Here is a 16503-nt window from a genome sequence, read left to right on the forward strand (position 1 = left end):
TCCCTACTTCACACCCTTCTTCGAAAGGCGGGTGCCCTTGGTCGCCCCCTGGCGGGCCTTGAACTTCGGGTTGGTCTTGCAGATCACGTAGGTCGTCCCCTTGCGCGACACGACCTGGCAATCGGTGTGGCGGCGCTTGGCGGAGGAAAGGGATGAGAGAACTTTCATGGCTCGAAATTGGTTGTCCCGCGGGCGGGGCGCGAACTCTAGGCATCCCCCCTCCCTTGTAAAGGCGATTCTGAGAGGAAAAAGCGTGTTCATCCGTCCTCCCTGTGGTCATCTCGTCCCGCCGCGCCGATGAGCGAGAATTTCTACCAGAAAGCCACCTCCGAGCCCTCCAGTTCGTTCGACATTTCCCTGCGCCCGCCGGTGTTTTCGGAGTTCATCGGGCAGGAGAAGGTCAAGGAGCGGCTGCTGCTCATGGTCGAGGCCGCCGCGAACCGCGGCGACGTGCTCGACCACGTGCTCCTCTCCGGACCACCCGGGCTCGGCAAGACGACCCTGGCCAACATCATCGCCCGCGCCGCCGGAACCCAGCTCCACACCACTTCCGGCCCGCAGATCGAAAAGGCCGGCGACCTGGCCGGCGTTCTGACCAACCTGCAGAAGGGGGATGTCCTCTTCATTGATGAGATCCACCGCCTCCACCCGGCCATCGAGGAATACCTCTATCCGGCGATGGAAGACTATCGTCTGGACATCATCATCGATTCCGGCCCGTCGGCCCGCTCCATCCAGCTCAACCTCCCCCGCTTCACCCTGGTCGGTGCCACCACCCGCTCGGGCATGCTGACCGCGCCGCTGCGTTCGCGCTTCGGACTGGTCAACCGCCTCGACTACTACTCGGAAACCGAACTCGCGCAGATCATCGAGCGCTCGGCCGGCCTTCTCAACATCCCCGTGAACCCGGACGGCTCCCTTGAGATCGCGCGCCGCTCGCGTGGCACCCCGCGGGTCGCCAACGCCCTGCTGCGGTGGGTCCGCGACTACGCGGAGGTGCGCAGCGACGGCACCATCACCGGGCCGATCGCCGATGCCGCGCTGGCGATGATCGAGATCGATTCCGACGGTCTCGACGAGATGGACAAGCGCCTGCTCGAGGCCCTGATCTACAAGTTTTCCGGTGGTCCCGTGGGGCTTGGTTCCCTCGCGGTCGCCGTTGGCGAGGATGCCTCGACGCTGGAGGAAGTCCACGAGCCCTTTTTGATTCTCCAGGGATTCCTCAGCCGCACGCCCCGGGGCCGTGTGGCGCAACCCGCCGCCTACGAGAAAATCGGCGCGCCACCGCCACACGGAGGGCAGCCAACCCTGCTCTGATTTCGGTTTCCCGTCACCCGGCTCCAGACTAGGATCCTCCACACCATGAACGCCCTCGTTGCCGAAACCATCGATCGCTGCCGCTCCGGCGGGATGCGCCGGACCAAGGCGATGGAACAACTGCTGGCCACACTGGTCGAAACCGACCGGCCGATGACGCTCGCCGAACTCGCCGAGTCACCCCGTCTCACCGATCAATGCGACAAGGCAACGGTCTTCCGGCTTCTCCAGCGCCTGACCGAGAAGGGCATCGTCCGGCGGCTGGGGCTGCACGAGCGCGCCGCCTACTTCGCCCTGCTGGTGCCCGGGCGACACCGCGACTACCTGATTTGCACCGAATGTGGCTCGATCGAGGCCATCAAGGCCCCGTGCCCGGTCCACGAATTGGAAAACGAGATCCGGGAGAAAACCGGATTTCGAGACCTCTACCACGAACTCGAATTCTTCGGTACCTGCCCACGCTGTGCAGGCTGAGTTCGGATTTCAGCTTTTCTTCAGATCTTCAGCTTCAGACCATGCCCCGCCTCGTCCGAATCGCCCTGACCCTGTTCCTTTCCGCGACCGTTCTGGTGCTGCTCGTCGCCCAGCGACTCGGTCGCTTGAAGCAGGATCTTCAGTATGCGAGCGAAGAAGTGGCGGAGGAATTGATGAAAACCGAAGGCGAGATGATTCTCATCGGACAGCTCATCGCCGGAGGTCTGGCGGCGGCCGGATTCGTGCTGATCCTGATCGCCATTTTCCGCGCAAAGAGGCAGGCTCCCGGAAATGACGGATGAGGACCTGCCCCGCGACTTTCTCCAATTCATGGAGGTCGAGCGCGGTGCCTCACAACACACCCTCGAGCGCTACCGGCGCGCCATCGAGAACCTGCGCGGGCGCTGGCAGGACGACTTCCCGGGCTGGCGGAGCCTGAACGCCGACCACTTCCGCGACTGGCTCTACGAGTTGATGAAAGCGGAGCTTGCCCGCTCGACCATCCGGCTGCGCTTCGCCGCCCTGCGATCGTTCTACCGCTATCTCGTGCACCGCCGCGGATTTCCGAAGAACCCCGTCACCGAGGTCCAGCTCCCGAAACCGGAGCGGAAACTCCCCGTGGTCCTGACCCGGGCCCAGGTCGACGAACTGCTGACGCTTCCCTTGAAGACCCCTCCCGGCCGCAATGCTCCCGCCTGGCTGCCCATGCGCGACGCGGCCATCCTTGAGCTCTTCTACTCGTGCGGTCTGCGGATCTCGGAACTCCGCTCGCTGGAACTGAGCGACATCGATCTCCTCGGAGAAACCCTGCGCGTCACCGGCAAAGGCTCCAGAGAGCGCCAGATTCCCGTCGGGGGGCCGGCGCTGGCCGCGATCGACCGGTACCGGCGCGAGGCCGCGCTGGGCAGCGGTCCGCTCTTCATCAGCAAGCGCCGGACCCGCATCACGCAGCAGGCCGTGGATGCGCTGCTCCGCAAATACGTCGGGCTGTCGTCGATTCCCTTCAAGATCTCGCCACACAAGCTCCGGCATTCCTTCGCCACCCACCTTCTGGACGCGGGAGCGGATCTGCGCTCGGTGCAATCGATGTTGGGTCACTCCTCGCTGTCGACCACCCAGATCTACACCCACGTCACGAAGGAACGACTTCGCGAAGCCTACGATCAGGCCCACCCCAGGGCTCGAGAATAGATCGAGCCGTCAGGGCACGAAAAAGCGGCCGCCCCGAAGGACGACCGCTCGTTTGATTTCAGTTGAGGTAAGCCTCGATCAGAAGCCGACCGCAAGGGAAACACCGCTGACCAGGTAGTCCTGACCACCGCGACCGGTGCCACCGATGGCGGCATTGATCACGTCAGTCGCCAGATCGCCTTCAGCAGCGGTGTAGCGCACGTAGGGAGTCAGGGTCACGTTCTCGCGGAACTCCCAAGGAAGGGCAGCCTGCAGGTAGTAACCTTGGAAGCCATCGGCCGTGCCAACGGAGCCAATCCGGGAAGACACCTGGGTGCCGAGGCCATCAGCAAATGCGATGCCACCGGTAAGTTCCAAGTCAAGGCACTCCATCAGCTCGACCGTGTAGCCGATGCTGGTGTCCCAGTACCAACCGTTGTTCGCGTCGAAGTCGTAATACCACGTCGATCCGACGGAAAGCCCGAAGGAGAAGTCGTAGCTGGCTCCCACGTAAACTTCCTGGGTGTTGGAGGTGCCCAAGCCAAGAAGGCCTGCGACCGTGCCGGTGTCCGGGAAGTAGTAGTAGATGTAACCTGCCTCGAGAGTGAGATCCCCGATGCTGTAGCTCACACCGGTGTAGAGATCCAACTCGTCGAAGTTGATCTTGGTATTGCCACCAAGCAAGGCAACGGGCACGTCGGAACTGGCATACCAAACACCGGCGCTGACGCCGAAGTCTCCGAAGGTCATGCCGACATCGGCTCCAGCCTCGATGAGGTCTTGGCCGAGGTCCACAAATCGGAACTCATACATGTTGTGATAGCCAACGTGGACTTCACCTTCAAGTTCTGCCGAAGCGTAGCCTGCCACGAGGGTGGAGGCAGCGGCCAGGGCACCAATAGTTTTGCTGTAGTTGCGCATCGTATTTCGTTGTTCGGTTGCTGCGAATAACCCTCTTGGACGGCTTGGCCGACTTCGAGAGAGACTTGGTTGCGAAAGCATCGACCGTGCCAATTAAGCTGGGAAGACACTGACTTACCGGGGTCTATTTAAGAAACCTTGATAACCGTGTCCAGATAAAAAGCACGGGCGTACTTCGCTCGCACGGAGCGGTTCTAACGCCCGGGCCGATGGCTTGCAAGGCAAATCGCCCAAAGGATTCGGTCGGCCCCGCTGACCATTTCCGAGCATTTTCGGCGGCAAACCGATCCGGGGACGCGGGCACCTTTCGAGCCCGGAACAAGGGGTGCCGCAGCGGACGGTGGTGAGGATTTCGTGACTTGGCACGGCAGATGCTACCCCACCGCCGAGTTCAACTCCAACAACCGCAACCAACCATGCGAACACTAAAGAAATTGATGTTCCTCAGCCCCCTACTGGCGACCACCGCCTTTGCTGAGGACGAGTACCGAGCAGACTACGACGCCCTGATCGAAAGCCAAGGCGACTACGCCTACGCCTTCGATTTTTTCACCACCTCCATGCTGTGGACGGTGATTGCGGCGGCGCTGGTCTTTCTGATGCACCTTGGATTCGCCACCCTCGAGGCCGGCCTGACGCAGCGCAAGAACACGGTGAACATCCTGTTCAAGAACTGCTTCATCATCGCGATCGGCATCGTCACCTACGCGCTGGTTGGCTTCAACACCCACTACCCGGGTGATTTCAACGGCTGGTTCAGCCTCGGCGGCATGATCGGCGACCTGAATGCCGATGGTGGCGACACCTTCGGCTACGGGGGTCTCGCTCTGGCCATGACCGGTTACGGTGACTTCATCTTCCAGGCGATGTTCGCGGCCACGGCGGCCACGATCGTGTCGGGTGCGGTGGCCGAGCGGGTCAAGCTCCCGACCTTCATGATCTTCGCCACGATCCTCGTCGGCTTCTGGTATCCGGTTGTCGGTTCCTGGCATTGGGGCGGTGGCTGGCTCGGTGGCCTCAACGGCGGCAACGGCTTCAAGGACTTCGCCGGATCGGCCGTGGTTCACGCCTTCGGCGGCTTCGCGGCCCTGGCCTGCGTGATCATCCTCGGGCCCCGTCGCGGGAAATACACCGCGGAAGGCATCAAGCCGATCCTCCCCCACAGCCTGCCGCTGGCCGCCATCGGCGTGTTCCTGCTCTTCTTCGGATGGTTCGGATTCAACGGCGGATCGGTTCTTTCGGCCGCTCCGGGTCCGCTGGGCCTGGTCTTCACCACCACCACGCTCGCTGCCTGCACCGGATCCCTCGGTGCGATCGCCACCTCGTGGGCGGTGCTGAAGAAGCCTGACCTCTCGATGGCCCTCAACGGCTTCCTCGCCGGTCTCGTCGGCATCACCGCCAACGCGGACATCGTCTCCGCCGGCGGCGCCATGATCATCGGCATCATCGCCGGCATCATCGTCGTCGTCGCGGTCCTGTTCTTCGACAAGATCAAGATCGACGATCCGGTCGGTGCCATCTCGGTCCACGGCGTTTGCGGCATCTGGGGCATCCTCGCCGCCGCCATCTTCGAGGTTGTTCCCGAGGGTGCCGAGAAGCAGTTCTCCATCGGAGGCCAGTTCGTGGGCGTTCTGGCGGTCGGAGCCGCCGCGTTCATCTTCTCCTTCGTCGTGTTCTTCATCCTGAAGCTGGTCATGGGCGTGCGCGTCGATGAACAGGAGGAAGAGGAAGGTCTCGATGTGGCCGAGCACGGTGTCCCGGCCTACACCGATCATCAGTAAGAATCCTTCGATTCCCAAACTTGCAGCAGGCGGTCCGTTTCGGGCCGCCTGCTTCTTTTTGCATTGGTGTCCCGCGTTCCGCTGACCTAAGCGCTTGGCCGTGACACGACGTCGCAAGATTCTTCTGGGCCTGCTGATCCCCACCCTCGCGGTGGCGGTCTGGCAGTGGTTCCTGCGTCCCTACGAATGGAACCCGGATCCGGCGGCGGGATGCCGGATCGAATTCGCGCGGCTCCAGCGGGACCTCAGCTACCACTGGCTCGAACTCCGCCTGGAGGTGACCGATCCCGGAAAGTTCGCCATCGATGCGGATCTGGCGCTGGAAACCGCTGCCGGAAACGACCGGAAGCCGGCCGGGCTTTCGCTCGAAGGAAGCGGCATCGGGGATCTGGACCCGGGCGACCCGGCTCTCGCCGCCACCGAGGCGGCCGCCATCAAGTTCTGGCTCGAACCGGGGGATCTCGACGGCCCGCTCGTGCTGCGGATCAATGGGGCCTCCCTCAAGGTTCGCGACCAAAGCACTCCCCCGACCCTGAAGGACGGTGGGAGCGAGGTCTATCGCACCTGCCGCTGGTGATGAAACTGCTGCTGATCGACAACTCGAACACCCGCACCAAGTTCGCGGTCGCCCGGCGGGCCGGAGAACCGGAGCACAGCTTCTGGATCCCCACCGGGGAGATTTCCGCCGCGAGTCTCGCCGGGGCGCTGAAGGATCTGGATTTCGAGGCCGCCGTGCTTTGCTCGGTCGTTCCCGACAAGGCCTCCATCCTTGAGGAGGCTCTCTCCACCCGTGGACCGCTGCACCGGATCTCCCACGAGAGCCCGCTGGGGATCGGAATCGACTACCCCCGGCCGGCCAGCATCGGCGCCGACCGGCTGGCCAACGGCGTCGGGGTGGTCGCCCGCCATGGCCACCCGGCGATCGTGATCGACTTCGGCACCGCCGTGACTTTCGACGTGATCTCCCCCGCCCCGGCCTACGCGGGAGGCGTGATCGCCCCGGGCCTGGGGGCGATGGGCGAGTATCTCGGACGCCGCACCGCGCTGCTGCCACAGATCGAGCTGGCGGAACCGGCCAGCGCCATTGGCAAGTCGACCACCGAGGCGATGCGCGCGGGGGCGGTGATCGGCTATCGCGGTCTGGTCCGGGAGATCCTCGCGGCGCTGCGCTCGGAGATCGCCGCGCCGGCGGTCGCCGTCGCCACCGGCGGCGATGCCCGACTGATCGCCGCCGGCCTGCCGGAAATCGATGCGGTGGATCCCGACCTCACCTTGGCGGGCATCGACCTTGTCGGGCGCCGCGTCTTCCGCTGAACTCCTACCATCCATGACAAGTGAACTCGCCATCGGCATCGATTTCGGCGGAACCTCGGTGAAATCCGGCGTGATCCTCGGAGGCGAGGTCATCGATACCGCCCCCCCCATCGCCACGCAGGACTTCGATGGACCGGATCCCCTGATCGATGCGATGCTCGATGCCGTCCGGAGCCTGCGCGAGCGCCATCCCGGCATCGCCGCCGTCGGGGTCGGCATGCCGGGATTCGTCCATTTCGAGCAAGGCGTGGTCCACAACCTCACCAACGTCCCGGGATGGGAGCGATTTCCCCTGCGCGACCGCCTCGAGCAGCGACTGGATCTGCCGGTGACCGTCGACAATGACGCCAACTGCATGACCTATGCGGAATGGAAGAAGGGAGCTGGTCGCGGAACCCGGGACCTCATCGCCATCACCCTGGGAACCGGCGTGGGCGGCGGCGTCGTGGCCAATGGACAAATGATCCGCGGCAGCCGCTTCGGTGCCGGCGAGGTCGGGCAGATGTCGAACGACTGGCAGGGAAAACGCGGCCACTACGGCAATCTCGGCGCGCTCGAAGACTACATCGGCAACCGGGAGATCGCCGAAATGGCGCAGCAGCATTACGCAAGGGCCGGCCAGCCCAAGACCGCCGACGAGGTGACCCCGCAAGCGCTTTCGCGACTCGCCCGAGCCGGCGACGGGATTGCCCTCGGCGTGTGGGACGAGGTCGCCCGGCGCCTTGCCTCGACCCTCATGAGCTGCTGCTGGCTGCTCAATCCGCACGCCCTCATCATCGGCGGCGGGGTTTCCCGCGCCGGTGACCTGCTCTTCGGCCCTCTGACCGAGCACCTCTACGCGCAATTGTCCGACCCGTTCCGCGAGAACCTGATGGTCCTGCCCGCCCGTTTCGGCAACGAGGCCGGCATGGTGGGTGCCGGAAATCTTGCGCTCGAACAAGCCGGCTACCCGGTCGAGGATTAGCCTGGATCTCCCACCCGCGGAAAACCCGGGCTGGGACGGCCTCCGGAAACTTTGCGTGTTTCCAATTTCCAAGCCTCCCCGGCCAAGCTAAGCCCCGCCCGTGCGCTACCACTTCGACACCCCGATCGACCGGCGAGGCACCGGATGCATCAAGTTCGACCGGCGTCCCGAACTCGACCCCTACTGGGTGGCCGACATGGACTTCGCCTCCTGCCCGGAGATTCTCGAGGCGCTCCACCAGCGGGTGAATCACGGCATTTTCGGCTACGCCCAGGCCCACGAGGGCCTCGAGGAGGCGATCGATGAGAACCTGAAGCAGCGGCACGGTGCCACCATCGGGCGCGACCAGCGGATCCACCTCGGCGGTCTCGTGCCCGCCCTTTCGCTCGCCGCCCGGGCCTTCTGCGAACCCGGCGAGGCGCTCATGACCTGCACGCCGGTCTATCCCCCCTTCCTCGGGGTTCACCGGGACGCGGGTGCCCGCCTGATCACAGTGGATCACACGCGGGTCGATGGCCGCTACACCTTCGACTGGCAGGCCATGGCCGATGCGGTCACCGACGACACCCGGGTGTTCCTGCTGTGCAACCCTCAGAACCCGCTCGGCCGCGTCTTCAGCGCCGCGGAAGTCGAGCAGGTCGCCCGCTTCTGTGCCGATCGCGGCATCGTGCTCGTTTCCGACGAGATTCACTGTGACCTGATCCTCGACGAAGCCACCACGCCCCACTTTTCGGCACTCCGGCTTCCCGCCGAGCTGCGGAAGCACTGCATCACCCTGCTTTCGCCGAGCAAGACCTGGAACATCGCCGGACTCGGATACGCCTTTGCGGTCGTCGAGGACGACTCGATCCGCCGCCGCTTCGCCGCCGCCCGCGGTCACACGCTTACCGAAATCAACGCCCTCTCCTACTACGCCGCCGAGGCCGCCTACCGCCACGGCGAGCCTTGGAGGCAGGAACTCCTCGCCTACCTCCGGACCAACCGCGAGGCACTCGACACCTTCTTCGCCGAGAGACTTCCCGATCTGAAGCCCGTGCCGGCGGAAGCCACCTACCTGGCCTGGATCGACGGCCGGTCGCTCGACTCCCAGAACCCCGCCAACTTGCTGGAAAGGCAGGCGGGACTCTTCGTCTCCGACGGCAACTTCTTCGGGTGGCCCGGTTGGTTCCGCTTCAACCTCGCCTGTCCACGCTCCCGCATGCTCGAAGGCCTCGAGAAGATCGCGCGGGCCGGGCGCGGGTCCTGAAGCCTCCATCCGCGGTGCCTGGAACCGCCCGCGTGCACACACACTTGGCACTTCTCAGCCGCCGGATGATCCGCCAATAATTCCGCCATGCAACGCCTGCTGCTGACGCTGCTCCTTCTTGCGTTCGCCCCCGTGGCCGACGCCAACCACGTGATTCTCACGGGTGGTCCCTCGCTGCGGAAATGGGAGGACCTCCGGGTGCCGGCGGATCGTCACGACCGCTGGTGGGCCAATTTCATCCGTGCCTCCACCCTGCGCATGGTCGAAATCCGCAAGGCCTACGGTTCCAATGCCCGCATCGTCTGGATCGTCCATCGCGACGGCTACCGCACCCGCTCCGCGGAGGACGGCAAGCCCTACACGACCTGGATCGCCGACCTCGCCCGCAAGCGCAACGTCACCCTCAAGTGGTTCGATTCCCAAGGTGGCATGATCGCCGCAATCAACAGCATGCCGAAGGGATCCGTGCAGACCTTCGACTTCTTCGGCCACAGCAACAAGTACGCCTTCATGCTCGATTACGGCAACGACATCATGGCGGCCTCCACCATCTGGCTCCACCAGGACGACCTGCACCGGATCAAGCGCTCGATCTTCACCAAGAACGCCTACTGCAAGAGTTGGGGCTGCCACACCGCGGAAAGCATGAGCAAGGTGTGGAAACGCCAACTCGGCGTGCCGCTGGAAGGCGCCCACGGACCCACCGACTACTCGTGGGTCGGTCGCGGCAAAATGCCCATCGTCAAGGGACGCTGGGGCACCTGAACTCTCCATCCATCATGAAATTCAACGAACTCAAGGCCCTCTTCGAACTGCCGTTCTTCGAGTTGCTCAAGCAAGCCCGCACGGTCCACGAGGCCAACTGGGACAATCCGGACGTGCAACTCTGCACCCTGCTTTCGATCAAGACCGGCGGCTGCTCGGAGGACTGCTCCTACTGCTCCCAGTCGGCCCGCTACAACACCGAGGTCGAGGCCGAGCGCCTGATGGAGAAACGCGACGTGATGGAGCGCGCCCTCGCCGCCAAGGCGACCGGCTCGACCCGCTTCTGCATGGGCGCGGCATGGAAGGGCGTGCGCGGCGGCACCAAGCGCTTCGAGCAGGTTGTCGAGATCATCGAGGATGTCGCCAAACTCGGCATGGAGGTCTGCGTGACCCTCGGCGAACTCGGCCCGGAAGAGGCCAAGCGGCTCAAGAAGGCGGGCGTGACCGCCTACAACCACAACCTCGACACCTCGCCGGAGCACTACCCGAACATCGTCACCACCCACACCTACGAGGACCGCCTGCGGACGATCCGCAACGTCCAGGACGCCGGCATGTCGGTCTGCTGCGGCGGCATCCTCGGTCTCGGGGAAACCAACGACGACCGGCTGAAAATGCTCGAAGTCATCTCCGAGTTCAACCCGCAGCCCGAAAGCCTGCCGATCAACTCGCTGATGCCGATGCCCGGCACGCCGCTGGAGGGGGCCGAACCGGTCGACGTGTTCGATCTGGTCCGCATGATCGCCGTCGCCCGCATCGCGGTGCCCAAGGCCAAGGTCCGCCTCTCCGCCGGCCGCACCCGCATGTCCGACGAGACCCAGGCCCTGTGTTTCTTCGCCGGCGCCAACTCGATCTTCTACGGCGAAAAACTCCTCACCACCGGCAACCCGGCCGTCGAGAAGGACCAGGCGCTGCTCGCGAAGCTCGGCCTCGGGACCCTGGCCCCCAACCAGGAGCTTGCCGCTCCGGCGGCCGACAAAGAGAAGCCGCTCTGCCCGGCGTAGGGAGTGGCGCTTTCCAAGCGCCATGTCAGGCCCGGGTGGCCTCCCGGCCGCGGTGCGAGCCCGCGCCCAGCCCTGGGCCGTTCTCATCCGAAGCGCAGCCTCGCCCCATGCTCCACCGCCTCTCCCGCCACCGGGGCCGCGCCACGATCGTCGTCCTGCTCGGTATCGTCGGCACCGTGCTGGTGCTCGTCCTGCCGGCGGTGGCCCGGCACTTCACCGATGTCGTGATTGGCGAAAGGCGACCGGACCTGGTCCTGCCCACCGCGTTGGTCGGCCTCGCCGCGATCGCCGCCCGCCAGTCGCTTCTCGCCCTGCGCTCGCTGACCGCCCAGTCGCTTGAGTCGCGGCTCGTCCACGAGCTTCGGATCGAGATGTTCGACCGCCTCCAGCGGCAGCCGGTCCGCTGGTTCGACCGAAATCGCTCCGGCGAAATCATGAGCCGGGTCAGCACCGATGTGCCGAACGTCCAGAAGCTGCTCACCGAGACCCTCGATATCGCCCTGCCGGCGCTGCTGCAATTCGTCGTCGTACTCGCCGCCATGTTCTGGCAGGACTGGCGGCTGGCGCTCGTCACGATCGCCCCGCTGCCGGTCATCGCGCTGGTGACCTGGCGGCACTCGAAGGTGGCCGAACCCCAGTGGCGCGAATCGGGCGAGGCGACGGCGGAGCTCCATGCCTTGCTTCACGACTCACTCTCCGGCATCCGCCAGATCAAGGCCTACACCGGCGAGCCCGAGGCACTCGACCGCTTCACCGATGCCTCGCAGACCACCCGCTCGAAATACATGCGCGTGATGCGCGGCCAATCGCTGATCTGGCCCGGTGTCTCCATCCTCGCCGAGGCCGGCATCATCGCGATGGTCGCCTTCGGCTCCTGGCGCGTCCTGCAGGAGCAGATGGACGCCGGCGTCCTCTTCTACTTCCTCTTTGCGTGGGGATTCCTCTTCGAACCGATTTCCAAGATCAACCCCCTGAGCCAGACGCTCAACCGCGGCACCGCATCCGCCAAGCGGGTCGCCGAAATCCTCGACCGACCGCCGGAGGACAACCTGACCGAGGGTGCCCGCCCCGAGACCCTGCGCGGCGAGGTGCGCTTCGAGCATGTCAGCTTTTCCTACGACCCCGACTCGCCAGCGGTCACCGACATCTCGCTGGAGGCGAAGCCCGGCGAAACCATCGCGCTCGTCGGGCCGACCGGTGCCGGGAAGTCGACCCTGCTTCACCTCATCGCCCGCTTCTACGAACCCGATTCCGGCAGAATCCTTCTCGATGGCCGCCCGCTCCCGGAGCTCTCCAAGGAATGGCTGCGGGACCGCATCGGCTACGTCACCCAGGAGAGCTTCCTCTTCAATGCCAGCCTCCGCGACAACCTGCGGCTGGCACGCGCCGGGGCGAGCGATGCCGAAATCCTCGACGCTCTCGAGGCCGCCAACGCGCTCGGGTTCGTCGAGGAACTTCCCGACGGACTGGAGACCTTCGCCGGCGAGCGCGGCACCCGCTTTTCCGGCGGTGAAAGGCAGCGTCTCTCCATCGCCCGCGCGCTGTTGAGAAACCCTCCGATCCTGTTACTCGACGAGGCCACCTCGGCGCTCGACAACCGCACCGAAAAACTCGTCCAGCAAGCGCTCGAACGCCTGCGCTCCGACCGCACCAGCTTCGTCATCGCCCACCGCCTCAGCACCATTGAGGCCGCCGACCGCATCCTTGTCCTCAAGGACGGCCAACTCGTCCAATCCGGCACCCACGCCGAACTCATCGGGCAGGAGGGACTCTACCGGAATCTCCATCGTGGCGGCGGATTTCAGTCAAGCGCCTCATCGTCATGATCCGCCTGCTGCTCACCCTGCTCGCCATCGGACTCGGGATCCTTTCCTTCCCTCCGTTCCACTGGCACCCGCTCGCACTGGTCGCCACCATTCCCCTCCTCATCGCCCTTCGCGAGGCACCGCCCCGTCAAGCGGTCGGACTCGGACTCCTCTACGGGCTCGGCCTCTTCGCCGGTACGCTGAACTGGCTGGCCGCCCTCTTCGGCTCGATGGCCATCCTGCTGTTCTTCATCCTCGCGATCTTCCCGACCTTCTTTGCAGTCGGCACCGCCTCGCTTCGCGAAAGCCTCGGCGGGAAGAAGTGGCTGCCCATCGCCATCGGCATCCTGTGGACCGGACTCGAGTATTTCCGCGGGGAGTGGTTCACCCTGCGCTTTCCGTGGATCACCCCCGGCACGGCTCTCCCGCCCGGTTACCTCACACCCTTCATCGGGGTTTACGGAGTCAGCCTGCTGGTGGTCACCGGAGCAGCCGCGGTGGCGTTCCGGCAATTCCGGTTCGGTGCCGTGCTGCTCGCGGTCGTCGCTCTGGCCAGCTACCTGCCCGCGCCGCCCTCCCCACCCGGCGAGTTCACAATCGTGGCGGTTCAGGGCGAGGACGTTTCCTTCGATGACTACCTGCGCCTGTCGCGCGGAGCGCCCGATCCAGTCGATGCCATCGTCTGGCCGGAGTATGCCGTCGTTCCCGACATTCGTACCAAACCCGGCCGGATGGCGTCGGTTAGAAACCTTCTGGCCGACAAGGAGGCCGCGCTTCTCACCCTCGGAACCCGGACCGATCACGACGACGGCAGCTGGTCCAACACCGCCGTGACGATCGGCCGTGACGACATCCTGGGGACCCACTTCAAGAATCGCCCGGTGCACTTTTTCGACGACGGAGAACCCGGCACCGAGGCGACTGCCTTCGAGACCCCGTTGGGTACCATCGCCACCACGATCTGCTTCGACAACGACTACGGCACCGTGGCCCGGCAGGCCGTCGTCAACGGCGCGGAACTGTTCCTCGTCCCCAGCATGGACGCCGCCCACTGGACCGCACGCCAGCACCTTCAGCATGCCGAACTCGCCCGTCATCGCGCTGCCGAGAATGGGCGTTGGATGGTCGTGGCCTCCAGCTCGGGATTGACCCAGGCCATCGACCCAAGGGGCCGCCGCGTCGCCAGCCTCCCGCTTTTCGAGCCAGGCGTTCTGGTGGCGAAAGCGGGCACCAACAATCAGCTCACCTTCTACACCCGCATCGGCTGGCTCATCGGTCCGACCTGCACCGGGCTGGCGGTTGCCCTGTTGGTGCTGACATCAGTGCTCTCCCGGAAGGAGCGCGGACTTCAGTCCGCCAGGAGAGCGGACTGAAGTCCGCGCTTCGATCCGCCACCTTGATTTGCTCCCCATTCCAGAATAGCTTCCGCCATGCTTCGAACGGCCATTCTGTTCTTCCTTCCCGTCATCGCCGCGGCCGCTCCCGCCCCGGTGGACGACGGTGCCCGGGTCGCGGTGCTCGGCTATCACGATTTCTCGGAGACCGAGGAGCAAACGGAAATGCGCATCCTGACGTCGAAGTTCCGTCAGCAGATGCAGACCCTCCACGACCTGAACCTGCCGGTGATTTCAATGGAGGAATTCCAGAAATGGAAACGCGGCGAAGCCGATCTTCCCCCGCGCTCGGTGATGATCACCATCGATGACGGCTGGAAATCGGTGTACACCGACGCCTTCCCCATTCTCAAGGAGTTCGGCTACCCCTTCACCTTGTTCCTCTACAAGAACTACGTCGACGGAGGGGGCAAGGCCCTGTCCACGGCGATGATCAAGGAAATGAAGAAGCATGGGGCCACCATCGGCAGCCACTCGGTCGGCCACCCCTACCCGGCCACGCTCAAAGAGCACCGAAGCAAGGGTCCCGACGCCTACGACAAGTTCCTGCGCACCCAGATGGGCGAGTCGAAGCGCTTCCTCGAAGTCCAGTTCGGCGACGAGGTGACCACCTACGCCTATCCCGGCGGCTTCCACACCGAGGAAATGTATCCGCTCGCCGAGGAATTCGGCTACCAGCAGCTTTTCACCGTCATCCCGGAGAAGGTCAAGCGTGACAGCGACGACCTGACCCTGCCCCGCTACGTCGTGCTCGGCACCCACGACCACATCTTCGACCTCGCGATCCGATTTGGCACGATCGACGGCGGCGACCCCGGTGCCCTCGCCGCCATCAGCAAGCCCACCCGCTTTCCGGTGACACCCGAGCCCGGCTCGCTGGTGGGTGATCGCCTCCCGGGCATTGCCGTCGACCTTTCCGAAGCCGGTGAAATCGATGCCGAGAGCCTCACCATGCGCATCGGTGGCTTCGGGACCGTCCCGGCAACATGGGATGTGGAAACCAGGCAACTTCAGTGGAAGGTCAACCGTCCGCTGCGTCTGAGCCAGTATGACGTCGAGGTGCGCTGGAAGAACGTCGATGAGGAAGAGTCCCCCGAACCCCTGCGCTGGACCTTCCGCCTCGACCGCGAAACCGCCTACGTCCCGCGGGGCTGAAGTTCCAAGTGAGAAGGGCCAAGTTGCAAGTCCTCGGAACGGTGGGTGACTGACGACGTCGTAACCACAAGCAAATGGGCGTGTCTGAGCACATCAGACACGCCCATTTCAATCATACGATCCCGTCACGAGCCACCGTCATGCCTCCAAAAACCCAACCCTGACACTCCATATGCCCTCCACAAGCCATCCACCCACCGTCGCACTCCGGCCCAAATCGTACGATCCCATTGGCAGAAAAAATCGATTTCAGCGTGGGAATCCACCCGAAATCCGTACGGTCACAATTTGAAAAAGGGGTACGATATAAATTTGGCGCGTAACACCTGACCCCATGCACATGACCCCATGCACAGCCTACGGGCGGAGGCGGGTCTGCCAAGGCATCGGGAACTGCCTGATGCCGTCTCCGGCAAACGACGCCGGAGGCGTCACAGAAGGGTGGCCGGGGGTCGAACCCGCGACAGCGGGGAATACCCCCGGCTCACGCGCCGCCATCACCCCGCACCCCGGAGGGGTGCCACCGAGTGGAGCGCAGCAAGACACGGACTCAGGAAGCCGTAGAAGACAGAGGGGCCATTCCGCCCGAAACTACCATGAACGCCGTAGCCAAATGCGAGATGCGAGGGCCCCTCTTCGATCTTCGACGGGACGCCCCCTGTCCGGATCGACTCCCCCGAAGATTCGCCCCCAGGCAGCCTAATGCTTGAAAAACGGGACCCCTTTGAAGGAAGGGCTGGACGAAGAGGGGGTTGGTAGGTGATGATGTTCACGGTTCGGCGCTATGTTTGTTGTCGTAAACTCATCATAGACACCGAATTTCAGGCATGGGAGGCATTTTCGCTTCCCATGCCTCTTTTTGTTCCGACACAAATCACTCGCTCTCAAAGAGTAGCCCCGCCTGGGACAGGCTCTAGTTAAGAGGGCTAATTGCGAAATGCGAGGACCGACTCCACCCAGACCCGACCCCATCCAGACCCCACCCACTCACTTTGAGGGGGAAGGAGCTTCCGGGGAGGTGGCCCGGAGGGACTTCGCTTCTACTGTTTGCGCCGTAGAGCACCGCCCAATTGCGAAATGCGAGGACCCCCCGACATTATTATACTTCTCGGCATCATTATTTCGGATTTCTTGAGTGTGGCAGATATAGTCATCATTGCGGCTGCGTATTAACTCCCGATGATAGAATTGAA

At 64.2% G+C, this 16503-nt stretch carries 16 protein-coding genes; 14 read left to right on the forward strand and 2 right to left on the reverse strand.

What is annotated here, in order from left to right; all coding sequences use genetic code 11:
• Positions 1-3: 3 nt before the first annotated feature.
• Positions 4-168 carry a type B 50S ribosomal protein L36 gene (gene ykgO, locus ACG2LG_RS10570; RefSeq protein ID WP_200278522.1) on the reverse strand — a complete coding sequence of 55 codons (165 nt, stop codon included), beginning with the start codon at positions 166-168 and terminating at the stop codon, positions 4-6.
• 129 nt (positions 169-297) lie between these two features.
• Here ykgO and ruvB point away from each other — a divergent pair, with 129 nt between their 5' ends.
• The 4 genes from ruvB to ACG2LG_RS10590 are packed head-to-tail and all read left to right on the forward strand — an operon-like array spanning position 298 to position 2982.
• Complete coding sequence (gene ruvB, locus ACG2LG_RS10575) at positions 298-1317, forward strand: Holliday junction branch migration DNA helicase RuvB (RefSeq protein ID WP_396258804.1); 1020 nt, start codon at positions 298-300, stop codon at positions 1315-1317.
• A gap of 45 nt (positions 1318-1362) precedes the next feature.
• Positions 1363-1791: a Fur family transcriptional regulator gene (locus ACG2LG_RS10580; RefSeq protein ID WP_396258805.1), complete on the forward strand. Its 429-nt coding sequence runs from the start codon at positions 1363-1365 to the stop codon at positions 1789-1791.
• A gap of 41 nt (positions 1792-1832) precedes the next feature.
• Entirely contained in the window at positions 1833-2093 is a 261-nt protein-coding gene (locus ACG2LG_RS10585) for a hypothetical protein (protein ID WP_396258807.1), read from the forward strand.
• Positions 2083-2982 carry a tyrosine recombinase XerC gene (locus tag ACG2LG_RS10590; RefSeq protein WP_396258808.1) on the forward strand — a complete coding sequence of 300 codons (900 nt, stop codon included), beginning with the start codon at positions 2083-2085 and terminating at the stop codon, positions 2980-2982. The genes ACG2LG_RS10585 and ACG2LG_RS10590 overlap by 11 nt, the downstream gene beginning before the upstream one ends.
• Positions 2983-3060: 78 nt before the next feature.
• On the opposite strand, the gene ACG2LG_RS10595 is transcribed toward ACG2LG_RS10590, so the two are convergent.
• Entirely contained in the window at positions 3061-3882 is an 822-nt protein-coding gene (locus ACG2LG_RS10595; protein ID WP_396258810.1) for a hypothetical protein, read from the reverse strand.
• A 416-nt stretch (positions 3883-4298) separates the two neighbouring features.
• On the opposite strand from ACG2LG_RS10595, the gene ACG2LG_RS10600 reads away from it, so the two are divergent.
• The 10 genes from ACG2LG_RS10600 to ACG2LG_RS10645 all read left to right on the forward strand — a co-directional run bounded on the left by ACG2LG_RS10600 (position 4299) and on the right by ACG2LG_RS10645 (position 15310).
• The gene (locus ACG2LG_RS10600; RefSeq protein ID WP_396258812.1) at positions 4299-5663 is read left to right on the forward strand and encodes an ammonium transporter; all 1365 of its coding nucleotides are present in this window, start codon (positions 4299-4301) and stop codon (positions 5661-5663) included.
• A gap of 100 nt (positions 5664-5763) precedes the next feature.
• Positions 5764-6240 (forward strand): hypothetical protein, encoded by a 477-nt coding sequence (locus ACG2LG_RS10605; RefSeq protein ID WP_396258813.1) that lies wholly within the window; start codon positions 5764-5766, stop codon positions 6238-6240.
• Positions 6240-6977: a type III pantothenate kinase gene (locus ACG2LG_RS10610; RefSeq protein WP_396258815.1), complete on the forward strand. Its 738-nt coding sequence runs from the start codon at positions 6240-6242 to the stop codon at positions 6975-6977. The genes ACG2LG_RS10605 and ACG2LG_RS10610 overlap by 1 nt, the downstream gene beginning before the upstream one ends.
• A 13-nt stretch (positions 6978-6990) precedes the next feature.
• On the forward strand, positions 6991-7941 hold the full coding sequence (locus ACG2LG_RS10615) for an ROK family protein (RefSeq protein WP_396258816.1): 951 nt from the start codon (positions 6991-6993) through the stop codon (positions 7939-7941).
• Between the two features lie 100 nt (positions 7942-8041).
• Positions 8042-9187 (forward strand): MalY/PatB family protein, encoded by a 1146-nt coding sequence (locus tag ACG2LG_RS10620; RefSeq protein WP_396258818.1) that lies wholly within the window; start codon positions 8042-8044, stop codon positions 9185-9187.
• Positions 9188-9274: 87 nt separating this feature from the next.
• Complete coding sequence (locus tag ACG2LG_RS10625) at positions 9275-9952, forward strand: hypothetical protein (protein WP_396258820.1); 678 nt, start codon at positions 9275-9277, stop codon at positions 9950-9952.
• A gap of 14 nt (positions 9953-9966) precedes the next feature.
• Positions 9967-10956, forward strand: coding sequence for a biotin synthase BioB (gene bioB / locus ACG2LG_RS10630; protein WP_396258822.1), 990 nt, complete (start codon positions 9967-9969; stop codon positions 10954-10956).
• A gap of 107 nt (positions 10957-11063) precedes the next feature.
• Positions 11064-12782, forward strand: coding sequence for an ABC transporter ATP-binding protein (locus ACG2LG_RS10635; protein WP_396258823.1), 1719 nt, complete (start codon positions 11064-11066; stop codon positions 12780-12782).
• Positions 12779-14134 carry an apolipoprotein N-acyltransferase gene (locus ACG2LG_RS10640; protein ID WP_396258825.1) on the forward strand — a complete coding sequence of 452 codons (1356 nt, stop codon included), beginning with the start codon at positions 12779-12781 and terminating at the stop codon, positions 14132-14134. The genes ACG2LG_RS10635 and ACG2LG_RS10640 overlap by 4 nt, the downstream gene beginning before the upstream one ends.
• 57 nt (positions 14135-14191) lie before the next feature.
• Positions 14192-15310 carry a polysaccharide deacetylase family protein gene (locus ACG2LG_RS10645; RefSeq protein WP_396258826.1) on the forward strand — a complete coding sequence of 373 codons (1119 nt, stop codon included), beginning with the start codon at positions 14192-14194 and terminating at the stop codon, positions 15308-15310.
• Positions 15311-16503 lie beyond the last annotated feature (1193 nt).

The organism is Haloferula sp. A504, from assembly GCF_044385805.1.
Lineage (GTDB): Bacteria > Verrucomicrobiota > Verrucomicrobiia > Verrucomicrobiales > Akkermansiaceae > Haloferula.

Bases quoted from the DNA above. Each gene is read 5' to 3' on its own strand.
- ACG2LG_RS10635 (WP_396258823.1), top strand. From the start codon at position 11,064: ATGCTCCACCGCCTCTCCCGCCACCGGGGCCGCGCCACGATCGTCGTC.
- ruvB (WP_396258804.1), top strand. From the start codon at position 298: ATGAGCGAGAATTTCTACCAGAAAGCCACCTCCGAGCCCTCCAGTTCG.
- ACG2LG_RS10615 (WP_396258816.1), top strand. From the start codon at position 6,991: ATGACAAGTGAACTCGCCATCGGCATCGATTTCGGCGGAACCTCGGTG.
- ACG2LG_RS10645 (WP_396258826.1), top strand. From the start codon at position 14,192: ATGCTTCGAACGGCCATTCTGTTCTTCCTTCCCGTCATCGCCGCGGCC.
- ykgO (WP_200278522.1), bottom strand. From the start codon at position 168: ATGAAAGTTCTCTCATCCCTTTCCTCCGCCAAGCGCCGCCACACCGAT.
- ACG2LG_RS10585 (WP_396258807.1), top strand. From the start codon at position 1,833: ATGCCCCGCCTCGTCCGAATCGCCCTGACCCTGTTCCTTTCCGCGACC.
- ACG2LG_RS10625 (WP_396258820.1), top strand. From the start codon at position 9,275: ATGCAACGCCTGCTGCTGACGCTGCTCCTTCTTGCGTTCGCCCCCGTG.
- ACG2LG_RS10640 (WP_396258825.1), top strand. From the start codon at position 12,779: ATGATCCGCCTGCTGCTCACCCTGCTCGCCATCGGACTCGGGATCCTT.
- ACG2LG_RS10595 (WP_396258810.1), bottom strand. From the start codon at position 3,882: ATGCGCAACTACAGCAAAACTATTGGTGCCCTGGCCGCTGCCTCCACC.
- ACG2LG_RS10600 (WP_396258812.1), top strand. From the start codon at position 4,299: ATGCGAACACTAAAGAAATTGATGTTCCTCAGCCCCCTACTGGCGACC.
- ACG2LG_RS10590 (WP_396258808.1), top strand. From the start codon at position 2,083: ATGACGGATGAGGACCTGCCCCGCGACTTTCTCCAATTCATGGAGGTC.
- bioB (WP_396258822.1), top strand. From the start codon at position 9,967: ATGAAATTCAACGAACTCAAGGCCCTCTTCGAACTGCCGTTCTTCGAG.
- ACG2LG_RS10610 (WP_396258815.1), top strand. From the start codon at position 6,240: ATGAAACTGCTGCTGATCGACAACTCGAACACCCGCACCAAGTTCGCG.
- ACG2LG_RS10580 (WP_396258805.1), top strand. From the start codon at position 1,363: ATGAACGCCCTCGTTGCCGAAACCATCGATCGCTGCCGCTCCGGCGGG.